This window comes from Streptomyces sp. NPDC001920 (assembly GCF_053594495.1).
Window position 1 is genome coordinate 1 of the sequence record NZ_JBSFEP010000023.1, and the last position, 22,526, is coordinate 22,526.

Below are 22,526 nucleotides of genomic sequence, written 5' to 3' on the forward strand. Positions count from 1 at the left end.
ACGCCCGGTTACATTCCGAACCCGGAAGCTAAGCCTTACAGCGCCGATGGTACTGCAGGGGGGACCCTGTGGGAGAGTAGGACACCGCCGAACAATCTTTGGGAAGGACCCCTGGTCACCAGCGTTCAGCTGGGACCAGGGGTCCTTTCGTTTTTACAATGCTTGCGGTACCGAAGACAGGAGCCACCGATGTCCACCAACTCTCCCGACGACCGACCGGAGCGCGACCAGCGGCGACGGGACAGTGGTGACCGCGACAACCGCGGCGACCGGGGTGATCGAGGCGGTTTCCGCCGCGACAACGACCGCGGTGGCTACGGCCGTCGTGATGACCGCCGTGGTGATGACCGCCGTGGTGACGATCGTCGTGGTGGCGACCGTGGTGGATTCCGTCGCGATGACCGCCGTGACGATCGTCGTGACGACCGCCGCGATGGTCGCCGTGACGATCGTCGTGGTGACGAGCGTGGTGGCTTCCGGCGGGATGACAACCGGGGTGGCGGCTACGGCCGGCGTGACGACCGGGGCGGCGACCGACGTGAAGGCGATCGTGGGTCCCGTCCGGCGTTCCGCAGGGACGACCGTTCCGGTGGGCCGCGCCGTGACGATCGCGACCGTGGCTTCCGGCGTGAGGGCGACCGTCCGTCCTTCCGCCGCGATGACCGCCGCGATGACCGCCGTGACGATCGTCGTGGTGACGAGCGTGGTGGCTTCCGGCGTGACGACACCCGGGGTGGCGGCTACGGCCGGCGTGATGACCGTCGTGACGACCGCCGAAGTGATGAGCGCCGTGACGGCGACCGCGGTGGCTTCCGCCGTGACGACCGGGACCGTGGGTTCCGTGGTGATGACCGCGAGCGGGGCTTCCGTCGTGACGACCGCGACCGTGGGTTCCGCCGCGAGGGCGACCGTCCGTCGTTCTCTCGCGACGACCGTGGGGAGCGTCGTGACGACGGGCGCGGTGGATTCCGTCGCGATGACCGCCGTGACGACCGCCGTGACGACCGTGGCGGGTTCCGGCGGGACGACAACCGGGGCGAACGCGGGGGCTTCCGGGGGCGGGACGACCGTGGCGGTCGTGGGCCCCGTCGCGATGACCGAGGTGGGCGTCCCGGCGGGTTCCGTGGGCGTGACGACCGTCGGGACGACCGGCGCGGTGGTGGCCGGTTCCGTGACGAGCGGGACCGGGATCGCGAGCCGATCAAGCGGCTGCCGATCCCCGAGGACGTCACGGGCGACGAGATCGACAAGGACGTACGGCAGGAGCTGCAGAGCCTGCCCAAGACGCTCGCGGAGGACGTCGCCAGGAACCTGGTGATGGTCGCGCGGCTCATCGACGAGGACCCCGAGGGCGCTTACGGCTACTCCAAGGTGGCGCTGCGGCTGGCGTCGCGTGTCGCGGCCGTGCGAGAGGCGGCCGGGTTCGCGGCGTACGCGAACCAGAAGTACGGGGAGGCGCTCGCCGAGTTCAGGGCAGCTCGGCGGATGACCGGCAACACCGAGCTGTGGCCCGTCATGGCCGACTGCGAGCGCGGGCTCGGGCGTCCGGAGAAGGCGCTGGACATGGCCGGGGCGCCCGAGGTGCACAAGCTGGACAAGGCCGGGCAGGTCGAGATGCGGCTCGTCGCGGCCGGTGCCCGGCGTGATCTTGGGCAGCTGGACGCGGCCATCGTGACGCTGCAGAGCCCCGAGCTCGCCTCCAACGCCGTACAGCCGTGGACCGCGCGGCTGCGATACGCCTACGCCGACGCGCTGCTTGCCGCCGGGCGTGAGGGTGAGGCGCGTGAGTGGTTCGCCAAGGCCGTCGAGGCCGACAAGGACGGCAGCACGGATGCCTCCGACCGGCTCGCCGAGCTGGACGGTGTCGAGTTCGTCGACGCCCTCTCCGAGGACGAGGGCGAGGACAAGGGCAGCGGTGACGGTGCCGCTGAGGTTCAGGACGGCCCGGCCGAGGGTGACAGGGACTGAGCGACGCTTCAGGTGAGGGGCGGGATCCCGGGCAGGGGTCCCGCCCCTTCTGCGTTCACAGGTCCAGCGTGCGCAGCACCAGGCCGGAGGCCGGCTTGGGGCCGAACGAGGTCGACTTGCGGGGCATGGTGACACCTTGCCGTGCGAGGTCGCGTACGACGTCTTCGCGGACCGGGTGCATCAGGACGGCCGTACCGCCGTCGCGTTCGGCCTTGCGTACGGTGGCCGCCGTGTCGTGGATGTAGGCGATGCGCGTGGGATCGTCCTCGGGGATGTGCCAGATGTGGGCGAGGAGCGCGGAGTGCAGGACCGTCGCGTCCAGGGTACGCCAGGCGGCGGGACGGCCGGCCGGGACCGTGCGGGCGAGGAGGGCCGGGTCCGGGCGGTCGATCAGGTGGAAGGCGCCGTCTCCGGCGAGGAGGTAGGCGTTGCCGGCGCAGGCCGCGTCGGCCAGCGTCTCCAGGGCCTTGCCCAGGGGGACTTCGAGGCGCTGTATGCGAAACAGGCCGTCGAGGGCGGCCAGGGCCTCCGGCACCGGCAGGCCGTGCAGGAGACGGTGGATCGCGCGGACACGGAGGGGGTAGCGGGCCGTGTCGACCAGGAGGACCAGGCCGTGGTCCCAGGGGCCGGGCGAGGGGTGCTCCGCGCGTAGACGCAGATAAGTGGCCCAGCGGTGGTGGCCGTCGGCGATCAGGGCCTGGCGGCGGCTCAGGTCCGACCGGATGTGGGCCAGGTCGGTGGGGTCGGTGATCGACCACAGGCGGTGGCTGAAGCCGTCCTCGGTGGTCGTGGCCAGGAGCGGAGGGGCCTCGACCGTGCGCTCGATGACGGCGGTCGTGTCGGCCGCCGTGCCGTCGCCGCGGTATGTGAGGAGCAGTGGTTCGAGGTTCGCGGACGTGGCGCGCATCAGGGCGGCCCGGTCGGCGACCACGTGCGGCATGACGTCCTCGTGCGGGAGGACCAGGCCCTCCGACGGTTCCGAGACGCGCAGGGCGCCGATGACCCCGCGCTGCAGCATGCCGTCGCCGTCGCGCTGCTCGTAGACGTAGAGGCAGGGCTCCGGGTCGGCGGCCAGGACGCCTTCGGAGAGCCAGCGGCGCAGGGTGGTGGCCGCCTGCTCGTTGCGGGCGCTGGGCGTGGCCGCCTGGGGGAGGATCAGGCGGACGATGTTGTACGGGTCCGCGTCCTGGAGATGGTGCAGGCCGTCGGGGCGGACGACGACGTCGTACGGAGGGGATGTGACGGCGGCCAGGCTGCCGACCCGGTCGGGGTCGTAGCGAAGCCCTCGGAACGGGGTGAGTTCGAGGCCTCGGCGCGCCGTTGCTTCCGGGTGACCTGCTGTGTTCATCCCGGCATCGTACGGGTGTCGGTGGCATGGGGGATGATCGGGTGAAGCCGTCGAACGAGGAGCGATGCCGAATGAGCCAGAGCGTCAGGACGAGGCCGGAGGGCAGTGGCAGGGCCCTGAGCGAGGCGTACGACACGGCGCTGCTCGACCTCGACGGTGTGGTGTACGCGGGCGGCAGCGCCATCGCTCATGCCGTGGAGTCGCTCGCGGTCGCCCGTGAGGGCGGGATGCATCTCGCGTACGTCACGAACAACGCCTTGCGGACCCCGGACGTCGTGGCCGGGCATCTGACGGAGCTGGGGATACCGACGGGGGCGGACGACGTCATCACCTCGGCGCAGGCGGTCGCGCGGCTGATCAGCGAGCAGGTGCCGGCCGGGGCACGGGTCCTGGTGATCGGCGGGGAGGGGCTGCGGGTGGCGCTGCGGGAGCGCGGGCTGGAGCCGGTGGAGTCGGCGGACGACGACCCGGCCGCGGTCGTCCAGGGGTACGGCGGGCCCGAGCTGCCGTGGGGGCGGTTCGCCGAGGCGTCTTATGCCGTGGCGCGCGGGGTGCCGTGGTTCGCCTCCAACACCGATCTGACGATTCCGAGCGGGCGTGGGATCGCGCCGGGCAACGGGGCGGCGGTGGAGGTGGTGCGGATAGCCACCGGTGCCGAGCCGCAGGTGGCGGGCAAGCCGTTGCCTCCCATGCACCGGGAGACGATCCTGCGGACCGGGGCCGAGCGTCCGCTGGTGGTCGGCGACCGGCTGGACACGGACATCGAAGGGGCGTTCAACGGCGGTGTCGACTCCCTTCTGGTGCTGACCGGCGTGACCGACGGTGCCCGGCTGCTGGCCGCGCCGCCGCAGCACCGGCCGACGTATGTCGACGCCGATCTGCGCGGGTTGCTCACCGGGCAGCCGGAGGTCGTCGCGGACGGGGAGGGGTTCCGGTGCGGTGGCTGGACGGCGACCGCCGGTGCCGAGCGGCTCGAACTCGACGGTGAGGGGGAGAGCTTGGACGGGCTGCGGGCGTTGTGTGCGGCGGCCTGGAGCGCGGCCCGTGAGGGTGTGTGCGCGTCGGAAACCGGGAAGGCGCTGGCTCGGCTGGGGTTGTGAGCGGTCCGTGTGCCCGCGGCCAAGGCGATGACCTGCGCCTTGGGGCGGGTGCGGAGCGGGATCGTGCCGGATTGGCAGGGTAGGCTAACCTAACTGCGTGTTGGTCGACAGTCCCCCCGAAGAGCGCGCGGAGTCCGTGTCCGCGCCCCCAACCCGACGGCTCGTACGTGCCGTTGGGCTGCTTGTCTCTGTCCTGATCCTGGTGGTCGTCGCGTTGGCGAGCATCGCGATCGGGGCGAAACAGCTGTCCATCGGGGAGGTCTGGCACGGACTGTTCGACGCCTCGGGGACGTACGGCGACGTGGTGGTCGACGACCGGATCTCGCGTACCCTCCTCGGGCTGCTGGCCGGGGCCGCCCTCGGTCTCGCCGGGTCCGTGCTGCAGGCCCTCACCCGGAACCCGCTCGCCGATCCCGGACTGCTCGGCATCAACGCGGGCGCGTCGGCCGCGGTCGTCACCGCCATCACCTACTTCGGTGTCACGAGCCTGAGCGGGTACGTCTGGTTCGCCTTCCTCGGCGCGGCCGCGGTCGGCGCCATGGTGTGGTTCCTCGGCGGCAGCCGGGGCGCCACACCGGTACGGCTCGCGCTCGCGGGTACGGCGATCAGCGCGGCCCTCTACGGCTATCTCCAGGCCGTGATGATCATGGACAACGCGGCGCTGAACAAGATGCGCTTCTGGACGGTCGGGTCGCTGTCCTCGGCGACGGACGCGACCATCGAGCAGGTGCTGCCGTTCCTCGGGGTCGGCATGATCCTCGCGCTCGCCCTCGCCCGGCCGCTGAACGCCATGGAGATGGGCGACGACACGGCCAAGGCGCTCGGGGCCGACCTGAACCGGACCCGGGTGCTGTCCATGCTCACGGCGACCGTGCTGTGCGGGGCCGCGACCGCCGCCTGCGGGCCGATCGTGTTCGTCGGTCTCATGGTGCCGCACGTCGTGCGTTCCTTCACCGGGCCCGACCTGCGCTGGATCCTGCCGTACGCGGCCGTCCTGTCGCCGGTGCTGCTGCTCGGTGCCGATGTCCTCGGCCGGCTCGTCGCCCGGCCTTCCGAGCTCCAGGTCGGCATCGTCACCGCGATCCTCGGCGGCCCGGTCTTCATCTTTCTCGTACGACGGCGGAGGACGGCCCAACTGTGAGGACCGTACGCAGGAGCGAGGCGGAGAACGAGGCGGAGAACGGGGCGCGGAGCGACGTGAAGGCCGACGTGAAAGCCGATGTGAAGAGCCGGCGGAAGGGTGAGGCCGGGACCGTGGTGAAGGCCGCCCGGCGCGGTCGTGCCGTACGGACCCCGGGCGGGTTGTCCGTCCGGCTGGACGTCCGGGCCCTGATCGCCGTCGTCCTGCTGCTCGTCGCCGCGCTCGGCGCGAGTGTCGTGCTGATCGGCACCGGCGACTTCCCGATCCCGGCGGGCGACGTACTCAGGACGCTGGCCGGCGACGGCAACGCGGGACAGGAGTTCATCGTCAACGAGCTGCGGCTGCCGCGTGTGCTCGTCGGGCTCCTGGTCGGTGCCTCCCTCGGCCTGGGCGGCGCGCTGTTCCAGGCGCTGTCCCGCAACCCGCTGGGCAGCCCCGACATCCTCGGCCTCGGGCAGGGAGCCACGGCCGGGGCGCTCGTGGTGATCGTGGTGTTCTCCGGCAACGCCACCCAGGTCACCACCGGAGCACTCGTGGGCGGACTCGCCACCGGGTTCGCCATCTATCTGCTCGCCTGGAAGCGAGGCGTGCACGGCTATCGGCTGGTCCTGGTCGGCATCGGCATGTCCGCGATCATGACGGCGGTCAACGGCTATCTGCTGACCAAGGCCGACCTGGTCGACGCGGCCCGCGCGGTGGTGTGGATGACCGGGTCCCTCAGTGGCCGGGACTGGGCCCAGGTCTGGCCGCTGCTCGCCCTGTGCGCCGTCCTCGTACCGCTCGTCCTCGGCAACGCGCGCGGGCTGCGGATGATGGAGATGGGCGACGACATCTCGTACGCCCTCGGCGTGCGCGTCGAGCGCACACGGCTGCTGCTGATGCTGGCCGCCGTGCTGCTCACCGCGGCCGCCACCGCCGCCGCCGGCCCCGTCAGCTTCGTGGCGCTGACCGCGCCGCAGCTCGCCCGTCGCCTGACCCGCTCACCCGGCCCCAACCTGCTGCCCTCGCTGTGCATGGGCGCCGCCCTCCTCGTCACCGCCGACTGGATCTCCCAGCGGGTCTTCGGCGCCGACCAGTTGCCCGTCGGCGTGGTCACGGGCGTACTCGGCGGTGTCTATCTGCTCTGGTTGCTGGTCACCGAGCGCAGGGCGGGCCGCATATGAGCGCCGGCAGCCGCACGAACAGCGGGCCGAAGACCGGGCTGAACCATCGAAGGAGCACTGTGAACCGCCTGTCCGCCGACAACGTCACCCTCGCCTACGACCAGCGGGTCATCGCCGAGCAGTTGTCGGTGGAGATACCCGACAACTCCTTCACGGTGATCGTCGGTCCGAACGCGTGCGGCAAGTCCACGCTGCTGCGGGCGCTGTCGCGGATGCTCAAGCCCAGTCAGGGGCGGGTTCTGCTGGACGGGCAGGTCATCCAGTCGATGCCGGCGAAGAAGGTCGCCCGCACCCTGGGTCTGCTGCCGCAGTCCTCCATCGCACCGGACGGGATCACGGTCGCCGATCTCGTCGGCCGCGGCCGGTACCCGCACCAGGGGATCCTGCGGCAGTGGTCGACCGAGGACGAGCGGGTCGTCCAGGAGTCGATGGAGCAGACCGGGGTCGCGGAGCTCGCGGATCGCTATGTCGACGAACTGTCGGGCGGTCAGCGCCAGCGGGTGTGGATCGCGATGGCGCTCGCCCAGCAGACCCCGCTGCTGCTGCTCGACGAGCCGACGACCTACCTCGACATCCAGCACCAGATCGACGTCCTCGACCTGTGTGCCGAGCTGCACGAGCAGCAGGGCCGCACGCTGGTCGCCGTGCTGCACGACCTCAACCACGCCGCCCGGTACGCCACCCACCTCATCGCCCTGCGCGGCGGCACCGTCATCGCCGAGGGCGCGCCCGACGACATCGTCACGGCCGAGCTGGTCGAAGAGGTCTTCGGGCTGCGGTGCCAGGTGATCGACGACCCGGAGACGGGCACGCCGCTGGTGGTGCCGGCGGCGCGGCAGGCCCGCAGAGAGGTCGAGAAGGTCGCGGCTACAGAAGCTTCCTGAGGGCCAGCAGGTCGCGTACGCCCGCGTGCAGCTTCACCCGGCCCGCACCCCAGGCCCTGGCGAAGTGCAGCTCACCGGCGACCAGGGCCACCAGGTCGTCGCCGGTCATGCCGAGCCTGATCTGGGCCTTCTCGCGGGGCGGGCCCTGGAGCGTGTCGTGGACGTGGATCCGGCCGCCCGACATGCGGCCGGCGAACGTGACGTCCAGGTCCGTGATGTGGCAGCTCACCGAGCGGTCCAGGGCCGCGGCCGCCCCGACGTCCCCTTCGGCGTGCTGCATGTTCTCCGAGAGCTTTTCGAGTGCGGCGCGGCACTCCTCGATCGTGGCCATCGCGATCGACGGTACCCCAGCGGTTCGGGGTAGCGTCTGGGCATGAGCGACACGGTTCCGGAGACGGAGATCCCGCAGGCGGCGGCCGAGGCCGAAGCGGCGGCCGGGCCCGCGGCCGATGCGGCCGACGGGGTGGAGACGGTCGACGCGGTGGAACCCGAGTACGACCCCGCCGCCCCCGCCCCGCTGAACGTCCCCCGCACGCCCACCGGCAACGCCGTCGTCGACGCCCAGCTGGAGAGGCTGGGTGATGCCGACCACCTGGCCACCGACGGGCATGTCGAGGTGTACGAGGATGTACACCGGGGGCTGCGTGACGCGCTCACAGCACTCGACGCCCGCCCGGGACCACCGGCGCCCGCCCGCCACCCGGCCACCACCCCACCGTGAGACCCTTCGGGTCGCACCCATCGATGCCGTACGGGAACAGGAGCTGAACCGAAAGTGGCAGGAGTCGCACGCCGTCGTCTCGACGCGGAGCTGGTCCGCCGGAAGCTCGCGCGCTCGCGTGAGCACGCCAGCCAGCTGATCGCCGCCGGGCGGGTCTCCGTCGGCAAGACCGTCGCGACCAAGCCGGCCACGCAGGTGGAGACCGCGGCGGCGATCGTGGTGGCGTCCGACGACAGCGATCCCATGTACGTGTCGCGGGGCGGCCACAAGCTCGCGGGCGCGCTGGCGGCCTTCGTACCCCGGGGGCTGGTGGTGGAAGGGCGCCGGGCGCTGGACGCCGGGGCGTCCACCGGGGGTTTCACCGACGTCCTGCTGCGGTCGGGGGCCGCGCACGTGGTCGCCGTCGACGTCGGGTACGGGCAACTCGCCTGGACTCTCCGCAGCGATGAACGCGTCACCGTCAAGGACCGTACGAACGTACGCGAGTTGACGCTCGAAGCGATCGATGGGGAACCAGTGGATCTTGTCGTGGGGGATCTGTCCTTCATCCCGCTCGGACTGGTGCTGCCCGCCCTTGTGCGGTGTGTGAAGCCGGACGCCGACCTGGTGATGATGGTCAAGCCGCAGTTCGAGGTGGGGAAGGAACGTCTGGGCAGCGGTGGAGTGGTCCGCAGCGCCCAGTTGCGGGCCGAGGCCGTGCGCGGCGTGGCCGAGAGGGCGTGGGAGCTCGGGCTCGGGGTGAAGGGGGTCACGGCCAGTCCGTTGCCCGGTCCCTCCGGGAATGTCGAGTATTTTCTGTGGCTGCGTGCCGGGGCGCCCGCCCTGGACCCGGCCGACGTTGACCGTGCAGTGGCGGAGGGGCCGCGTTGACACAGGACCGAGCTCGTACTGTTTTCCTGCTCGCCCACACCGGGCGGCCCGCGGCCATTCGCAGCGCCGAGCTGGTGGTCAAGGGACTGCTGCGGTCGGGGATCGGCGTGCGTGTCCTGCAGGCGGAGGCCGAGGACCTGCCGCTGCCGGACGAGGTGCAGCTGGTCAAGGAGGCGACTCCGCAATGCCTCGACGGGTGCGAGCTGCTCATCGTGCTGGGCGGTGACGGGACGCTGCTGCGGGGCGCCGAGTTCGCGCGGGCGTCCGGGGTGCCGATGCTCGGGGTCAACCTCGGGCGGGTCGGGTTCCTCGCGGAGGCCGAGCGGGACGATCTCGACAAGGTTGTCGACCGCGTGGTGTCCAAGGCCTACGAGGTCGAGGAGCGGATGACCGTCGACGTCGTCGTGCACCGCAACGGCGACATCGTGCACACCGACTGGGCGCTGAACGAGGCGGCCGTGCAGAAGGCCGGCGCCGAGAAGCTGCTCGAAGTCGTGCTGGAGATCGACGGGCGGCCGGTGACGGGGTTCGGCTGCGACGGGATCGTGCTGTCCACGCCGACCGGGTCCACCGCCTACGCCTTCTCCGCGGGCGGGCCGGTGGTGTGGCCCGAGGTGGAGGCGTTGCTGATGGTGCCGATCAGCGCGCACGCCCTGTTCGCGAAGCCGCTGGTGACCTCGCCGGACTCGGTGCTCGCGGTGGAGGTGCTGCCGCACATTCCGCCGGGCGTGCTGTGGTGCGACGGACGGCGGACGGTGGAGCTGCCGCCGGGGGCGCGGGTCGAGGTGCGGCGGGGAGCCGTGCCCGTGCGGCTGGCCCGGTTGCACCACGCCTCCTTCACGGATCGGTTGGTGGCGAAGTTCGCGTTGCCCGTCTCCGGGTGGCGCGGGGCGCCGCACTAGCGGGTGTCTCCAAGGCCCTGAGCGGTGCCCGGTCCGGCGGGAGCGTGTGCCGGGCGCCGTGGGTGCTGTGCGGGACCTTGGCATCACCCCTCGGCCCCTGAGAACGTTGCACTCGCCTGGGTGACATGTGAAGCCGATCCGTATTCGTCACCAGGAGCTTCACCCGACTGGGACCGGGGGGCGTCGCACTCCCGGCTCCTGACCTCGTAAGGTCGTGTCCGTGTTGGAGGAGATGCGGATACGGTCGCTCGGAGTCATCGACGACGCGGTTGTCGAGCTGTCGCCCGGATTCACCGCCGTCACGGGTGAGACGGGTGCGGGCAAGACCATGGTGGTCACCAGCCTGGGCCTGCTGCTCGGCGGGCGGGCGGACCCGGCGCTCGTGCGGATCGGGGCGAAGAGCGCGGTCGTGGAGGGGCGGATCACCGTCGCCGCGGACGCGTCCGCCGTGGTGCGGGCCGAGGAGGCGGGGGCCGAGCTGGACGACGGCGCGCTGCTGATCAGCCGTACCGTTTCCGCCGAGGGGCGCTCCCGGGCGCATCTCGGCGGGCGCAGCGTGCCGGTCGGACTGCTCGCCGAACTCGCCGACGACCTGGTGGCCGTGCACGGGCAGACCGACCAGCAGGGCCTGCTGAAGCTGTCCCGGCAACGCCAGGCCCTCGACCGGTACGCGGGGGACTCCGTCACCGTGCCGCTGGCCAAGTACACCGAGGCGTACCGGCGGCTGCGGGCCGTCTCCGCCGAACTCGACGAGATCGTCACGCGCGCGCGTGAGCGGGCCCAGGAAGCCGACATGCTGCGGTTCGGGCTGGAGGAGATCGCCGGTGTCGAGCCGCGGGCCGGGGAGGACGTGGAGCTCGCGGAGGAGGCGGAGCGGCTCGGGCACGCCGAGGCACTGTCGTCGGCCGCCACGGCCGCTCACGCCGCCCTCGCCGGCAACCCGGAGGACCCCGAGGGCATCGACGCGGCGACGCTCGTCGCGGGCGCGCAGCGGGCCCTGGAGGCCGTGCGCTCGCACGACCCGGCGCTGGCCGCCCTGGCCGACCGGATCGGGGAGATCGGGATCCTGCTGGGCGACGTCGCAGGAGAGTTGGCGGGGTACGCCGACGATCTGGACGCCGACCCCTTGCGGCTCACGGCCGTCGAGGAACGGCGGGCCGCGCTGACCGCACTCACGCGCAAGTACGGCGAGAACGTCACCGCCGTGCTCTCCTGGGCCGAGGAGAGCGCCGCGCGGCTGACCGAGCTGGACGGCGACGACGAGCGGATCGAGGAGCTGACCGCCGAGCGGGACGCGCTGCGTGCCGAGTTGGGCGGGCTGGCGCAGGCGCTGACCGACGCGCGGGCGGAGGCCGCAGAGCGGTTCGCCGCCGCCGTGACGGCGGAGCTGGCCTCGCTCGCCATGCCGCACGCGCGCGTGTCCTTCGACATCCGGCAGACCGAGGACCCTCAGGGCGTGGAGGTCGGCGGGCGGACGGTCGCCTACGGTCCTTCCGGCGTGGACGAGGTCGAGCTGCTGCTCGCGCCGCACCCCGGAGCGCCGCCCCGGCCGATCGCCAAGGGAGCGTCCGGCGGTGAGCTCTCGCGCGTGATGCTCGCCGTCGAGGTCGTGTTCGCCGGGACCGATCCCGTGCCGACGTACCTCTTCGACGAGGTCGACGCCGGCGTCGGCGGCAAGGCGGCGGTGGAGATCGGGCGGCGGCTGGCCCGGCTGGCGAAGAGCGCGCAGGTCGTGGTCGTGACCCACCTGCCGCAGGTCGCCGCTTTCGCGGACCGGCAGTTGCTGGTCGAGAAGACCAACGACGGGTCGGTCACCCGGTCCGGTGTGAAGGTCCTGGAGGGCGAGGAGCGGATCCGGGAGCTGTCCCGGATGCTCGCCGGCCAGGAGGACTCCGAGACCGCGCGGGCCCATGCGGAGGAGTTGCTGGAGGCGGCTCGGGCGGACGCGTAGGGGGCCGGCCGGGGGCCGGTCGTAGGGTGGCCGCATGATCCGACGCGCCCCCGGGACCACCGCCTTCGCCCTTTCCGCCGGCTTCACCCGTGCCGCCGTCTTCGCCCTGCGTGCCAAGACTCCCGGTGGCCGTGACCGCTGGGAGCGGAAGAACTACGCCGGTCGGACCGTGGAGTTGTACGCCGGTGCCGCCGCCGCCCTGTCGGCCGCGGTGGGCGCGGGGCGGGCACGGCCGGCCGCCGGGCTCGCCGTCGCCGTCGCGGGAGCCTGCGGGGCGTACGACGATGTCGCCGGGGCCGGTGACCCCCGGCGTGGGTTCCGGGCGCACCTGACCGCCCTGCGGGACGGCGAAGTCACCAGCGGGGCGGTCAAGTTGCTCGGGATCTCCGCCGCCGGGCTCGTCGCGGGCGCCTTCCTGAAGGAACGGCCCGTGGACCGGGTGCTCGCGGGCGTGGTGATCGCCGGGGCCGCGCACTTCGTCAACCTCGTGGACGTACGCCCGGGCAGGGCCGCGGCGGCGGTGCTCGGGCTCGGGGCGCCGGGGCTGCTGCGTCCCGGGTCCGGTGCCGCGATCGCCGCCACCGCCATGGGTGCCGCGGCGGCCGTGCTGCCCGATGACCTCGGTGAGCGGGCGATGCTCGGCGACACCGGTGCCCATGCGCTCGGCGCGGCCCTGGGCGCCGCCGTCGTCGCCGGGAACGGGCGGGCCGGGCTGGCCGCGCACGCCACCGCCCTCGTGGCCGCCGCGGTGTACGGCGACAAAGTGAGCGAGGCGGCGCGGGCGCTGGGCGGACGGTGACGGCCGCGACCGTTCTCCCCGTTCGAACGGAACCCGGCGATCTTCACCCACGTGGGTGACACCCCGCGTGGTACCGCCCGTCTCCCGCCCGCTTCCCGCCCTCCCGCGGTTCCCGGAAGGACCGCGGCTCCTGGCATCCTTGGCGTTGAGACGTCGTACGCGGGGGGATTTCCGCGGTACACCCCCTCCGCCCGATCCTTCTGTACGTTCTTCGTGACCGCCCGACCCGAACCAGGAGCCCCGGCCACGTGACCCCCGTGAGCAGCCACTCACCGCACGGCCAGTCCTCGCTGCGCACCGTGCAGGTGCTGGGCGGCGGCAACGCCGGCAGCAGCGCGCATGTGCGGTCGCTGGCCTCCGGGCTGGTCGCGCGGGGCGTGCGGGTCACCGTGTGCGCCCCTGCGGAGGCCGATCACCTCTACGACTTCACGGGCGCCGGCGCCGAACACGTGCATGTTCCGCGCAGCAGCGATCCTGCCTCCGTGGCCGCGCTGCGGGCCGCGTGCGCGGACGCCGACCTGGTGCACGCGCACGGGCTGCACGCCTCCTTCCGTACGGTGCTCGCGCTCAGCGGGCGACGTACCCCGCTCGTCGTCACCTGGCACGACCGCGCGCATGCCGAGGGCGCCCGAGCCCATCTCGTACGGCTGTTGGAGCGGCGGGTCGTCAAAACCGCCTCCGTCGTGCTCGGGACCACCTCGACGCTCGTGGACCGGGCCCGTCGGACCGGTGCCCGCGACGCGCGCCTCGCCGCGGTGGCGATGCCCGCGCCCCGCGGTGTCGTCGAGGACGACGACCCCGACCGGCTGCGGCCCAAGATCCGCGCCGAACTCGGGGCCACCGGACGCCCGTTGCTGATCGCCGTCGGCTCGCTGGAGCGGCATCGCGGGTACGACGTGCTGCTGGACGCCTCGCGCGCGTGGCTGCGGCTGGATCCCGTGCCGTTGGTCGTGATCGCGGGGGAGGGGACGCTGCGGGCGGCCCTTCAGCGCCGGATCGAGGACGAGGGGCTGCCCGTGCGGCTCATCGGACGGCGCGACGACGTCTTCGAGCTGCTCGCCGCCGCCGACACCGCGCTCCTGCCCAGCAGTTGGGAGTCGCGTTCGGTGCTGGCCCAGGAGGCCCTGCGTGCGCGCGTGCCGCTCGTCGCCACCGACGTGGGCGGTATGCCGGAGCTCGTCGGCGACGCCGCCGAACTCGTCCCCTACGGCGACCCGCAGGCCCTCGCCGAGGCCGTCGTACGGCTGATCGGCGATCCCGAGCGCCAGGAACTGCTCAGGGAGCGGGGCACGCGGCAGGCGGCCACCTGGCCCACGGAGGACGAGACCGTCGCCCAAGTGCTCAGTGTGTACGACGAGTTGACGCAGCCGCAGCCCATGATCTGAACGGCGTCCGACGACGACCGCCCGCCCCCGGCTACGGCACGTGCCGCCGGGCCCGCAGAGCCAGGCTCAACGCCAGTACCGTCTGCGGGTCGTCGAGGTCCGTGCCGAGCAACTCGCCGATGCGGGCGAGGCGGTTGTAGAGCGTCTGCCGGTTGAGGTGCAGCTCGCGGGCCGTCTCCGCCTTGCGGCCCGCGTGCGCCAGGTATGTCTCCAGGGTGGGCAGCAGAGGCGGTCTGGAACGGTCGTCGTGGTCGCGGAGGGGGCCGATCGCCCGGTCCACGAAGGCGGCGAGGTCCGGGTGGTCGCGCAACCGCCACAGCAGCAGGTCGATGTCCAGACGCCGGGCGTCGTACCACGGGCGGTCCGACAGGCCCTGTGCCGCCGTCGCCGTCTCCGACGCGTGCCTGAGACCCGCCGAGGCCGCCGCCCAGCCCCCGGCCACCCCGACGACCACGACCGGCGGCTGCGCCCCGGGCCGCTGGATCCCGGCGCGCTCCACACCCGCCCGCAGCGCCGCCGCGACCCGGTCCGCGACCGTCGGCCGCTCCGACTCCGCGCGCAGGCCCAGCAGCACCAGGACACGGCCCTCCACCGGTCGTACGCCCAGCAGCACCGGGACCCCGACCGAGGACAGCTCCTCCGCGACGGCGCGCGCCAGCACCGCCCAGCCCCCACCCGGCGACAGCACGTCCCCGAGCCGCATCACCACCGGCAGCAGAGGGCTGTTGCCCGGCTTGAAGCCCAGGACGCGCGCCTGGGCCGGGGCGTCCTCGGCGGTGACGCGGCCCTCCGCGAGGTCGGTGAGGAAGTCGCCGCGCCCGCGTGCCGCGAGCTCCTCCTCCTGCCGCGCCTGCATCAGCACCACGGCCAGGATGCCCGCCGCCCGCTCGGCGGCCATCCGGTGGACGGGCGCGAGCGGCCCCCGCACCGGAAGGAGCACGAGCCGTGCCCGCACCGAGCCCGCGCCAGGGCCGCCCCCCGGCACCTCGACCAGGACCGACCCGGCAGGCGGCGGTGCGTCCTTGTGCTGCCCTCTGAGCCCCTCCCACACCTGCAGCGGATCGGCGCCCTCGGGGCCCGCCCCGGCGGCGTACAGCAGCAGGCCGTCGGTCGTCTCCAGGAAGACCGGGTTGCCGCAGAAGTCGGCGAGGATGCCCAGCACCTGGGGCACACCGCCACCGCCGAGCAGGGCCTGCGTGCACCGGCGGTGCACCTCCTCCGCCCGTTGCAGCAGCGCGTAGTGGCCGTTGACGATCTCGGTGTGGATCTCCTCGGTGACCGTCACGAAGGGCACCTCGCGGTGCAGCTGGACCAGTGGCAGGCCCGCCGTGCGGGCGGTGTCGACCAGTGCGGCGGGCAGACGTGCGAAGCGGGGACCGAGCTCCACGACGAGGGCCGCGATACCGCGCTCGGCCAGGGTGCGTACGAACGCCCGCTGGTCGGCGGGGCGGGTGCCGAGGCCGTATCCCGTGGTCAGCAGCAGCTCGCCGCCCTTCAGCAGGGAGGCGATGTGGGGAACCTCGCCCGCGTGCACCCAGCGCACGGTACGCCCCAGCCGGTCGGCGCCCGCCAGGACCTCGGGGAGCCCGCTGCGCAGACCGGGCAGCTCCAGCGCCCGCCGCACGGTGATCCCCGCTCCCTGGCTGCCGAATCCGCTGTCAGTGCCGCCCGTACCGCCCGTACCGCTGTCCATGAGGCGGACGCTACCCGCGGGCGTGCTGCCACGACATCTCCGGAGGGCCCGGGAAGAGGATCACCGGCTGCCGCGGGCGCGGTGGCCGCGGTCCCGGCCCGTTCGCCGGGGTAGCGGCGCCGGCATGGACCGTGGGCGGGTGAGGGGCCGACCCGGGGCTCCTTCGTGCTCGCCTCGGCGATCGGGCGGCCCGCCGAGCGGCGTCCGGCGGTCCCGGCGGGGAGCGACGCCGACGGCGCTCAGGCCGGCCTGATGTTGTGGTTGAACCGGAAGACGTTGTCCGGGTCCCACCGCCGCTTCAGATCCGCCAGCCGCCGGGTGTTCTCCGGTCCCAGACCGGCCACCACGCGTTCCGCGCCCTCGTCGCCGATGAAGTTCAGATACACCGCGCCGGTGCTCCACGGCCGCACGTCGGCACGAACGGAACGGACCCACCGGACGCACCGCTCGTCGTCCGCGGGGTCCTGCCACATGCCGTAGGGATGGATCGCCCAGGGCGCGTCCCGGTAGGGCACCGGGTACTCGTGCGGTCCGGCGGCGATCGCGCCGCCCTGCGGGAAGAGGACGTGCTGGGTGCCGGTCGGAACCGGCATGGACCGGGCCTCGGTGCAGTAGACGTCCACGAACTCGTCCGGGGCGCTCGCCAGGTACTCGGCCGACCAGTAGTGCCGCATGCCGGGCGGATCGTCGATCATGCACTGGACCTCGGCGTACGGCATCGCGCCGACGATCTCGGCCTCGTGCGTCAGGGCCAGCAGAGGTTCGGCGTACTTGCGCATGACCTGCTCGGCGCCGGCGTACGTCAGCAGTACACCGCACACCAGGGAGCCGACCAGGGACGGCGGTACGAAGTCCTCGGGCGGCCCGGTGAAGTGCAGGACGCCGCCGCCCACCTCGTCGGGGCCCGACTCGATCACGTCGCGGAAGGTGCGGACGGCCTCGGGCGCGAGGTCCGGCCGGTACAGCACCATGGCGATGGCGAACTCGGGCAGTTCGTGCAGCTTCAGGGTGAGCGCGGTGGCGATGCCGAAGTTGCCGCCGCCGCCGTGCAGGGCCCAGAACAGCTCGGGGTTCTCGTCCGCGTTCGCGTGGACGCGCTCGCCCTCGGCGGTGACCAGCTCCACACCGAGCAGATTGTCCACCGCGAGGCCGCAGCAGCGGTCCAGCCAGCCGGTGCCGCCGCCGAGGACGAAACCGCCGACGCCCGTGGTGGAGGCCCGGCCGCCGGTCGTGGCGAGGCCGTACGGCTGGGTGGCGCGGTCCAGGTCGCTCATCGTGGCGCCGCCCGCGACCCGTACCGCCTCGGCCGCCGGGTCGACGGTGACCGCACGCATGTGCCGCAGGTCGACGACCAGGCCGTTGTCGTTCAGCGCCATGCCCGCGACACTGTGCCCGCCGCCGCGCACCGCGATGGTGAGGTCCAGATCCCGGCCGAACCGCACGGCCCGTACGACGTCGGCCTCGTCCACGCACTGCGCGATCACCGCGGGTCGCCGGTCGATCATGGCGTTGAAGACGCCCCGGGCGTCGTCGTAACCGAAATCCCCCGGGGCGAACACATCACCGGAGAGATCCTCGCGCAGCGCGGCGAGGGCCGCGCCCGCCTTCGAGCGGGAAGCCATGGCCGCCCCCTTCCGACAAGCGGCAGGGCAAGGGGCAATCTGCTTCCAGGCTAGGCGGGCGCCTCACGTCCGTCCTGCCGAGCGCGGTGGTGGCCCGCTCAGCCGCCGTACGCCCCGGACGCCGTCAGCCGCAGGGCGGTGTCGATCAGCGGGACGTGGCTGAAGGCCTGCGGGAAGTTCCCGACCTGGCGCTGACGGACCGGGTCCCACTCCTCCGCGAGCAGACCGAGGTCGTTGCGCAGCGACAGCAGCTTCTCGAACAGCTTGCGGGCCTCGTCGACGCGGCCGATCATCGCCAGGTCGTCGGCCATCCAGAACGAGCAGGCCAGGAAGGCGCCCTCATCGCCGGGGAGCCCGTCGACGCCCTCGTCCTCGCCCTCCGTCGGGTAGCGCAGGATGAAGCCGTCCGTGGTGGACAGCTCGCGCTGGATCGCCTCGATCGTGCCGATGACCCGCTTGTCGTCCGGCGGCAGGAAGCCCATCTGCGGGATCAGCAGCAGGGACGCGTCCAGCTCCTTCGAGCCGTACGACTGCGTGAAGGTGTTGCGCTCCTTGTCGTAGCCCTTCTCGCACACGTCCCGGTGGATCTCGTCGCGCAGTTCCTTCCAGCGCTCCAGCGGGCCGTCCGCGTCACCGGACTCGATGAGCTTGATCGTCCGGTCCACGGCGACCCAGGCCATCACCTTGGAGTGCACGAAGTGGCGGCGCGGGCCGCGCACCTCCCAGATGCCCTCGTCCGGCTCCTGCCAGTGGTCCTCCAGGTAGCGGATCAGCTTCAGCTGGAGCAGCGAGGCGTAGTCGTTGCGGGCCAGGCCGGTCATGTGGGCCAGGTGCAGGGCCTCGGTGACCTCGCCGTACACGTCCAGCTGGAGCTGGTGCGCGGCGCCGTTGCCGACCCTGACCGGCGCGGAGTTCTCGTAGCCGGGCAGCCAGTCCAGCTCGGCCTCGCCCAGCTCGCGCTCACCGGCGATGCCGTACATGATCTGCAGGTTCTCCGGGTCGCCCGCGACCGCCCGCAGCAGCCACTCCCGCCAGGCGCGCGCCTCCTCGCGGTAGCCGGTGCGCAGCAGCGAGGACAGGGTGATCGCCGCGTCACGCAGCCAGGTGTAGCGGTAGTCCCAGTTGCGGACGCCGCCGATGTCCTCGGGCAGGGAGGTGGTGGGCGCCGCGACGATGCCGCCCGTCGGGGCGTACGTCAGCGCCTTCAGGGTGATCAGCGAGCGGATGACCGCCTCGCGGTAGGGGCCGTGGTACGTACAGTGCTCGACCCACTCGCGCCAGAAGTCCTCGGTCGCCACCAGCGACTGCTCCGGCTCGGGCAGCGCCGGCGGCTGCTTGTGCGACGGCTCCCAGGAGATGGTGAACGCGATGCGCTCACCCGGGGCGATGGTGAAGTCGGAGTACGTCGTCAGCGACTTGCCGTAGGTCTCGGCCTCCGTGTCGAACCACACCGAGTCCGGGCCGGCGACCGCGACGGTGCGCCCCTCGTGCTTGTGCACCCACGGCACGACCCGGCCGTACGAGAACCGCATCCTGAGCGCCGAGCGCATCGGCACCCGGCCCGAGACGCCCTCCACGATCCGGATCAGCTGGGGAGCGCCGTCACGCGGGGGCATGAAGTCGGTCACACGGACCGTGCCGCGGGGCGTGTCCCACTCGGACTCCAGGATCAGCGAGTCGCCGCGGTAGCTGCGCCGGGCCGCGGTGGGCGGCGGGGAGTCGGAGGCGTGCGCGGGGCCGAGCCGCCAGAAACCGTGCTCCTCGGTGCCCAGCAGGCCGGCGAAGATGGCATGCGAGTCGAAGCGGGGCAGGCACAGCCAGTCCACTGTGCCGTCCCGGCAGACCAGTGCGGCGGTCTGCATGTCTCCGATGAGTGCGTAGTCTTCGATGCGCCCGGCCACGTGCAACTCCAGTCGAACGGCCACGTCACCCCCTCAAGACAAGGGGGCTCTCGCTAGTGCGGTCAAGGGGTGGTTGTAATGCGTCGTTGAGCCGTGAAGCAAAGCAGTCGCCTGAGCCGTGAGGCAAAACGACAGTCTCTTCTTGACAATCTCTGCTCAACGAACTGACGAGCTCTCGTTGTTCCGGTGTGACGGGCGGGGGTGGTGCCGTGTTTGCCGGCCGGGCTCGGCAGCGAATGTCCGAGCAGGATACGACGCACGTAGATGATCTGCGTGCCGCTCCGGACAACCCGGGTAAGCCGAACGGGTGAGCAAGGGGTGACCGATGCGCGGGAAACCGGTGAAGCGTGCGGATCCGTGGCGAGTCGTGTGCGGAGCGTGGCCGGAAGCCATCGGTCGTAGTCGCTGATACCCTGGTAGCCCGTGGACCGGTGGGCGTGAAGACCCCCGAACCGCACTTCAAGATCGCGACCACGGGAGCCCCCTCTTGGCCATGCCGCCCGCTGCTTTTCGAAACAGCACAGCCACGACGACCAAGCACATCTTCGTCACCGGGGGTGTCGCCTCCTCGCTCGGCAAGGGCCTGACGGCCTCCAGCCTCGGCATGCTGCTCAAGGCGCGGGGCCTGCGCGTCGTCATGCAGAAGCTGGACCCCTACCTCAATGTCGACCCTGGCACGATGAACCCGTTCCAGCACGGTGAGGTGTTCGTCACCAACGACGGCGCCGAGACCGACCTGGACATCGGCCACTACGAGCGCTTCCTCGACCGCGACCTGGACGGATCGGCGAACGTCACCACCGGCCAGGTGTACTCCACGGTGATCGCCAAGGAGCGCCGGGGCGAGTACCTGGGCGACACCGTGCAGGTCATCCCGCACATCACCAACGAGATCAAGCACCGCATCCGCCGCATGGCGACCGATGAGGTCGACGTCGTGATCACGGAGGTCGGCGGCACGGTCGGCGACATCGAGTCGCTGCCGTTCCTGGAGACCGTCCGGCAGGTCCGTCACGAGGTCGGCCGTGACAACGTCTTCGTGGTCCACATCTCGCTCCTGCCGTACATCGGCCCCTCGGGTGAGCTGAAGACGAAGCCGACCCAGCACTCGGTTGCGGCTCTGCGCAACATCGGTATCCAGCCGGATGCGATCGTGCTGCGCTGCGACCGCGAGGTACCGACCGCGATCAAGCGCAAGATCTCCCTGATGTGCGACGTCGACGAGGCGGCCGTGGTCGCCTGCCCCGACGCCCGCTCGATCTACGACATCCCCAAGACGGTGCACGGCGAGGGCCTGGACGCCTATGTCGTCCGCAAGCTGGACCTGCCGTTCCGTGATGTCGACTGGACGACCTGGGACGACCTGCTCGACCGCGTCCACAACCCCGACCACGAGATCACCCTCGCGCTGGTCGGCAAGTACATCGACCTGCCCGACGCCTACCTCTCGGTCACCGAGGCGCTGCGCGCCGGCGGCTTCGCCAACCGCGCCCGCGTGAAGATCAAGTGGGTCACGTCCGACGACTGCAAGACCCCGGCCGGGGCCAGGCAGCAGCTGGCCGACGTGGACGGCATCTGCATCCCGGGCGGCTTCGGCGACCGCGGTGTGCTCGGCAAGGTCGGCGCGATCAAGTACGCCCGGGAGAACAAGATCCCGCTGCTCGGCCTGTGCCTGGGTCTGCAGTGCATCGTGATCGAGGCGGCCCGCAACCTCGCCGGCATCTCCGACGCCAACTCCACCGAGTTCGACCCGGCCACCGGCCACCCGGTCATCTCCACCATGGCCGAGCAGCTCGACATCGTCGCCGGTGAGGGCGACATGGGCGGCACCATGCGGCTGGGCATGTACCCGGCGAAGCTGGCCGAGGGCTCGATCGTGCGCGAGGTGTACGACGGCAAGGAGTACGTCGAGGAGCGGCACCGCCACCGGTACGAGGTCAACAACTCCTACCGCGCGGAGCTGGAGAAGCAGGCGGGCATCGTGTTCTCGGGGACGTCGCCCGACGGCAAGCTCGTCGAGTACGTGGAGTACCCGCGGGACGTCCACCCCTACCTGGTGGCCACCCAGGCCCACCCCGAGCTGCGCTCCCGCCCCACGCGCCCGCACCCGCTGTTCGCCGGGCTGGTGAAGGCGGCCGTCGAACGCCAGCAGGCCGAGGGCACGCACAAGAACTCGAAGTAACACGAGAGTTGTACGGTGACCGGGGTGCAAACCTTCAAAGGTGGGCACCCCGGTTTTTCTTTGCGCACGTGGAAAGGCAGGGCATGACGATCAAGGACACCCCGCAGGAGTGGGAGATCCGGGCGACGAAGACCCCCTTCGTGGGCAACAAGACCTCCGTGCGCACGGACGACGTGGTCATGCCGGACGGCTCCGTGGTCCGCCGCGACTACCAGGTCCACCCCGGTTCCGTGGCCGTCCTCGCCCTCGACGCCGAGGACCGGGTCCTGCTCATCAAGCAGTACCGCCACCCGGTGCGGCACAAGCTGTGGGAGATCCCGGCCGGTCTGCTCGACGTGCCCGGCGAGAACCCGCTGCACGCCGCCCAGCGCGAGCTGTACGAGGAGGCCCACGTCAAGGCCGGGGACTGGCGCGTCCTGACGGACGTGTACACGACTCCCGGCGGGTGTGACGAGGCCGTACGGATCTTCCTCGCCCGGGATCTGTCCGAGGCCGAGGGAGAGCGCTTCGAGGTGGAGGACGAGGAGGCCGACATGGAGCACGCGCGCGTGCCGGTCGACGAACTCGTCCGGGGTGTCCTCGCGGGCGAGCTGCACAACAACTGCCTCGTCGTGGGCGTGCTGTCCCTGGTCGCCGCGCGCAGCGGCGACGGCCTGGACGCGCTGCGCCCGGCGGAGGCGCCCTGGCCCGCACGCCCCTTCGAATCCTGAACCCACCCCTGCGACCGCACGTACCGACCGGACCCGCCGCAGATACACCCTCCGGTGTGAAGATCGGCTGTTCCGATCGGGGGATGCGTCCGCCGTGCTCCGCACGGAACGTAGCAGAGCGTGAACTAGGCTCTGAACACGCCCGAACCGGAGTCCCGGCGGGCCTTGCGTGTGCGGTGGGACGGG

18 protein-coding genes and 1 rRNA gene are annotated in these 22,526 nt (G+C 72.0%); 14 read left to right on the forward strand and 5 right to left on the reverse strand.

Features of this window, described 5'->3' with window-relative positions; genetic code table 11:
- Both rrf and ACWCPI_RS31900 read left to right on the forward strand, forming a co-directional pair.
- Positions 1–93: ribosomal RNA gene (gene rrf / locus ACWCPI_RS31895) — 5S ribosomal RNA — on the forward strand; the annotation flags it as partial.
- 1,116 nt (positions 94–1,209) lie between these two features.
- Positions 1,210–1,968, forward strand: coding sequence for a hypothetical protein (locus ACWCPI_RS31900; RefSeq protein WP_451041551.1), 759 nt, complete (start codon positions 1,210–1,212; stop codon positions 1,966–1,968).
- 55 nt (positions 1,969–2,023) lie between these two features.
- Here the strand turns inward: ACWCPI_RS31900 and ACWCPI_RS31905 are convergent, their stop codons facing one another.
- Entirely contained in the window at positions 2,024–3,316 is a 1,293-nt protein-coding gene (locus ACWCPI_RS31905) for a DUF1015 domain-containing protein (protein WP_451041427.1), read from the reverse strand.
- A gap of 71 nt (positions 3,317–3,387) precedes the next feature.
- Here ACWCPI_RS31905 and ACWCPI_RS31910 point away from each other — a divergent pair, with 71 nt between their 5' ends.
- The 4 genes from ACWCPI_RS31910 to ACWCPI_RS31925 all read left to right on the forward strand — a co-directional run bounded on the left by ACWCPI_RS31910 (position 3,388) and on the right by ACWCPI_RS31925 (position 7,604).
- Entirely contained in the window at positions 3,388–4,416 is a 1,029-nt protein-coding gene (locus ACWCPI_RS31910; protein WP_451041428.1) for an HAD hydrolase-like protein, read from the forward strand.
- Between the two features lie 97 nt (positions 4,417–4,513).
- Complete coding sequence (locus tag ACWCPI_RS31915; RefSeq protein WP_451041429.1) at positions 4,514–5,557, forward strand: FecCD family ABC transporter permease; 1,044 nt, start codon at positions 4,514–4,516, stop codon at positions 5,555–5,557.
- 116 nt (positions 5,558–5,673) lie between these two features.
- Entirely contained in the window at positions 5,674–6,720 is a 1,047-nt protein-coding gene (locus tag ACWCPI_RS31920; RefSeq protein ID WP_451041552.1) for a FecCD family ABC transporter permease, read from the forward strand.
- Positions 6,717–7,604, forward strand: coding sequence for an ABC transporter ATP-binding protein (locus tag ACWCPI_RS31925; protein ID WP_451041430.1), 888 nt, complete (start codon positions 6,717–6,719; stop codon positions 7,602–7,604). Before ACWCPI_RS31920 ends, ACWCPI_RS31925 begins: the two co-directional genes overlap by 4 nt.
- Here the strand turns inward: ACWCPI_RS31925 and ACWCPI_RS31930 are convergent.
- Positions 7,588–7,935: a sterol-binding protein gene (locus ACWCPI_RS31930; protein ID WP_451041431.1), complete on the reverse strand. Its 348-nt coding sequence runs from the start codon at positions 7,933–7,935 to the stop codon at positions 7,588–7,590. The two genes, ACWCPI_RS31925 and ACWCPI_RS31930, sit on opposite strands and share 17 nt — an antisense overlap.
- Before the next feature lie 42 nt (positions 7,936–7,977).
- On the opposite strand from ACWCPI_RS31930, the gene ACWCPI_RS31935 reads away from it, so the two are divergent.
- From ACWCPI_RS31935 to ACWCPI_RS31960, 6 genes are all read left to right on the forward strand, one after another.
- Positions 7,978–8,325: a hypothetical protein gene (locus ACWCPI_RS31935; protein ID WP_451041432.1), complete on the forward strand. Its 348-nt coding sequence runs from the start codon at positions 7,978–7,980 to the stop codon at positions 8,323–8,325.
- Between the two features lie 54 nt (positions 8,326–8,379).
- On the forward strand, positions 8,380–9,195 hold the full coding sequence (locus ACWCPI_RS31940; RefSeq protein WP_451041433.1) for a TlyA family RNA methyltransferase: 816 nt from the start codon (positions 8,380–8,382) through the stop codon (positions 9,193–9,195).
- On the forward strand, positions 9,192–10,097 hold the full coding sequence (locus ACWCPI_RS31945; RefSeq protein ID WP_451041434.1) for an NAD kinase: 906 nt from the start codon (positions 9,192–9,194) through the stop codon (positions 10,095–10,097). The genes ACWCPI_RS31940 and ACWCPI_RS31945 overlap by 4 nt, the downstream gene beginning before the upstream one ends.
- A gap of 232 nt (positions 10,098–10,329) precedes the next feature.
- Positions 10,330–12,048: a DNA repair protein RecN gene (gene recN / locus ACWCPI_RS31950; RefSeq protein WP_451041553.1), complete on the forward strand. Its 1,719-nt coding sequence runs from the start codon at positions 10,330–10,332 to the stop codon at positions 12,046–12,048.
- A gap of 34 nt (positions 12,049–12,082) precedes the next feature.
- Positions 12,083–12,847, forward strand: a complete 765-nt coding sequence (locus tag ACWCPI_RS31955; protein ID WP_451041435.1) for a hypothetical protein — start codon at positions 12,083–12,085, stop codon at positions 12,845–12,847.
- Positions 12,848–13,095: 248 nt separating this feature from the next.
- On the forward strand, positions 13,096–14,232 hold the full coding sequence (locus tag ACWCPI_RS31960; protein WP_451041436.1) for a glycosyltransferase family 4 protein: 1,137 nt from the start codon (positions 13,096–13,098) through the stop codon (positions 14,230–14,232).
- 31 nt (positions 14,233–14,263) lie between these two features.
- Here ACWCPI_RS31960 and ACWCPI_RS31965 read toward each other — a convergent pair whose 3' ends face one another.
- From ACWCPI_RS31965 to ACWCPI_RS31975, 3 genes are all read right to left on the reverse strand, one after another.
- Positions 14,264–15,925, reverse strand: a complete 1,662-nt coding sequence (locus tag ACWCPI_RS31965; protein ID WP_451041437.1) for a PucR family transcriptional regulator — start codon at positions 15,923–15,925, stop codon at positions 14,264–14,266.
- Between the two features lie 239 nt (positions 15,926–16,164).
- Entirely contained in the window at positions 16,165–17,547 is a 1,383-nt protein-coding gene (locus ACWCPI_RS31970) for an FAD-binding oxidoreductase (RefSeq protein ID WP_451041438.1), read from the reverse strand.
- A gap of 98 nt (positions 17,548–17,645) precedes the next feature.
- Positions 17,646–19,448 (reverse strand): glycoside hydrolase family 15 protein, encoded by a 1,803-nt coding sequence (locus ACWCPI_RS31975; protein WP_388812851.1) that lies wholly within the window; start codon positions 19,446–19,448, stop codon positions 17,646–17,648.
- A gap of 493 nt (positions 19,449–19,941) precedes the next feature.
- Here ACWCPI_RS31975 and ACWCPI_RS31980 point away from each other — a divergent pair, with 493 nt between their 5' ends.
- Together ACWCPI_RS31980 and ACWCPI_RS31985 are read left to right on the forward strand one after the other, a co-directional pair.
- Entirely contained in the window at positions 19,942–21,630 is a 1,689-nt protein-coding gene (locus ACWCPI_RS31980; protein WP_451041554.1) for a CTP synthase, read from the forward strand.
- Between the two features lie 83 nt (positions 21,631–21,713).
- On the forward strand, positions 21,714–22,340 hold the full coding sequence (locus tag ACWCPI_RS31985; protein WP_451041439.1) for an NUDIX domain-containing protein: 627 nt from the start codon (positions 21,714–21,716) through the stop codon (positions 22,338–22,340).
- The last annotated feature ends 186 nt before the right edge of the window (positions 22,341–22,526 follow it).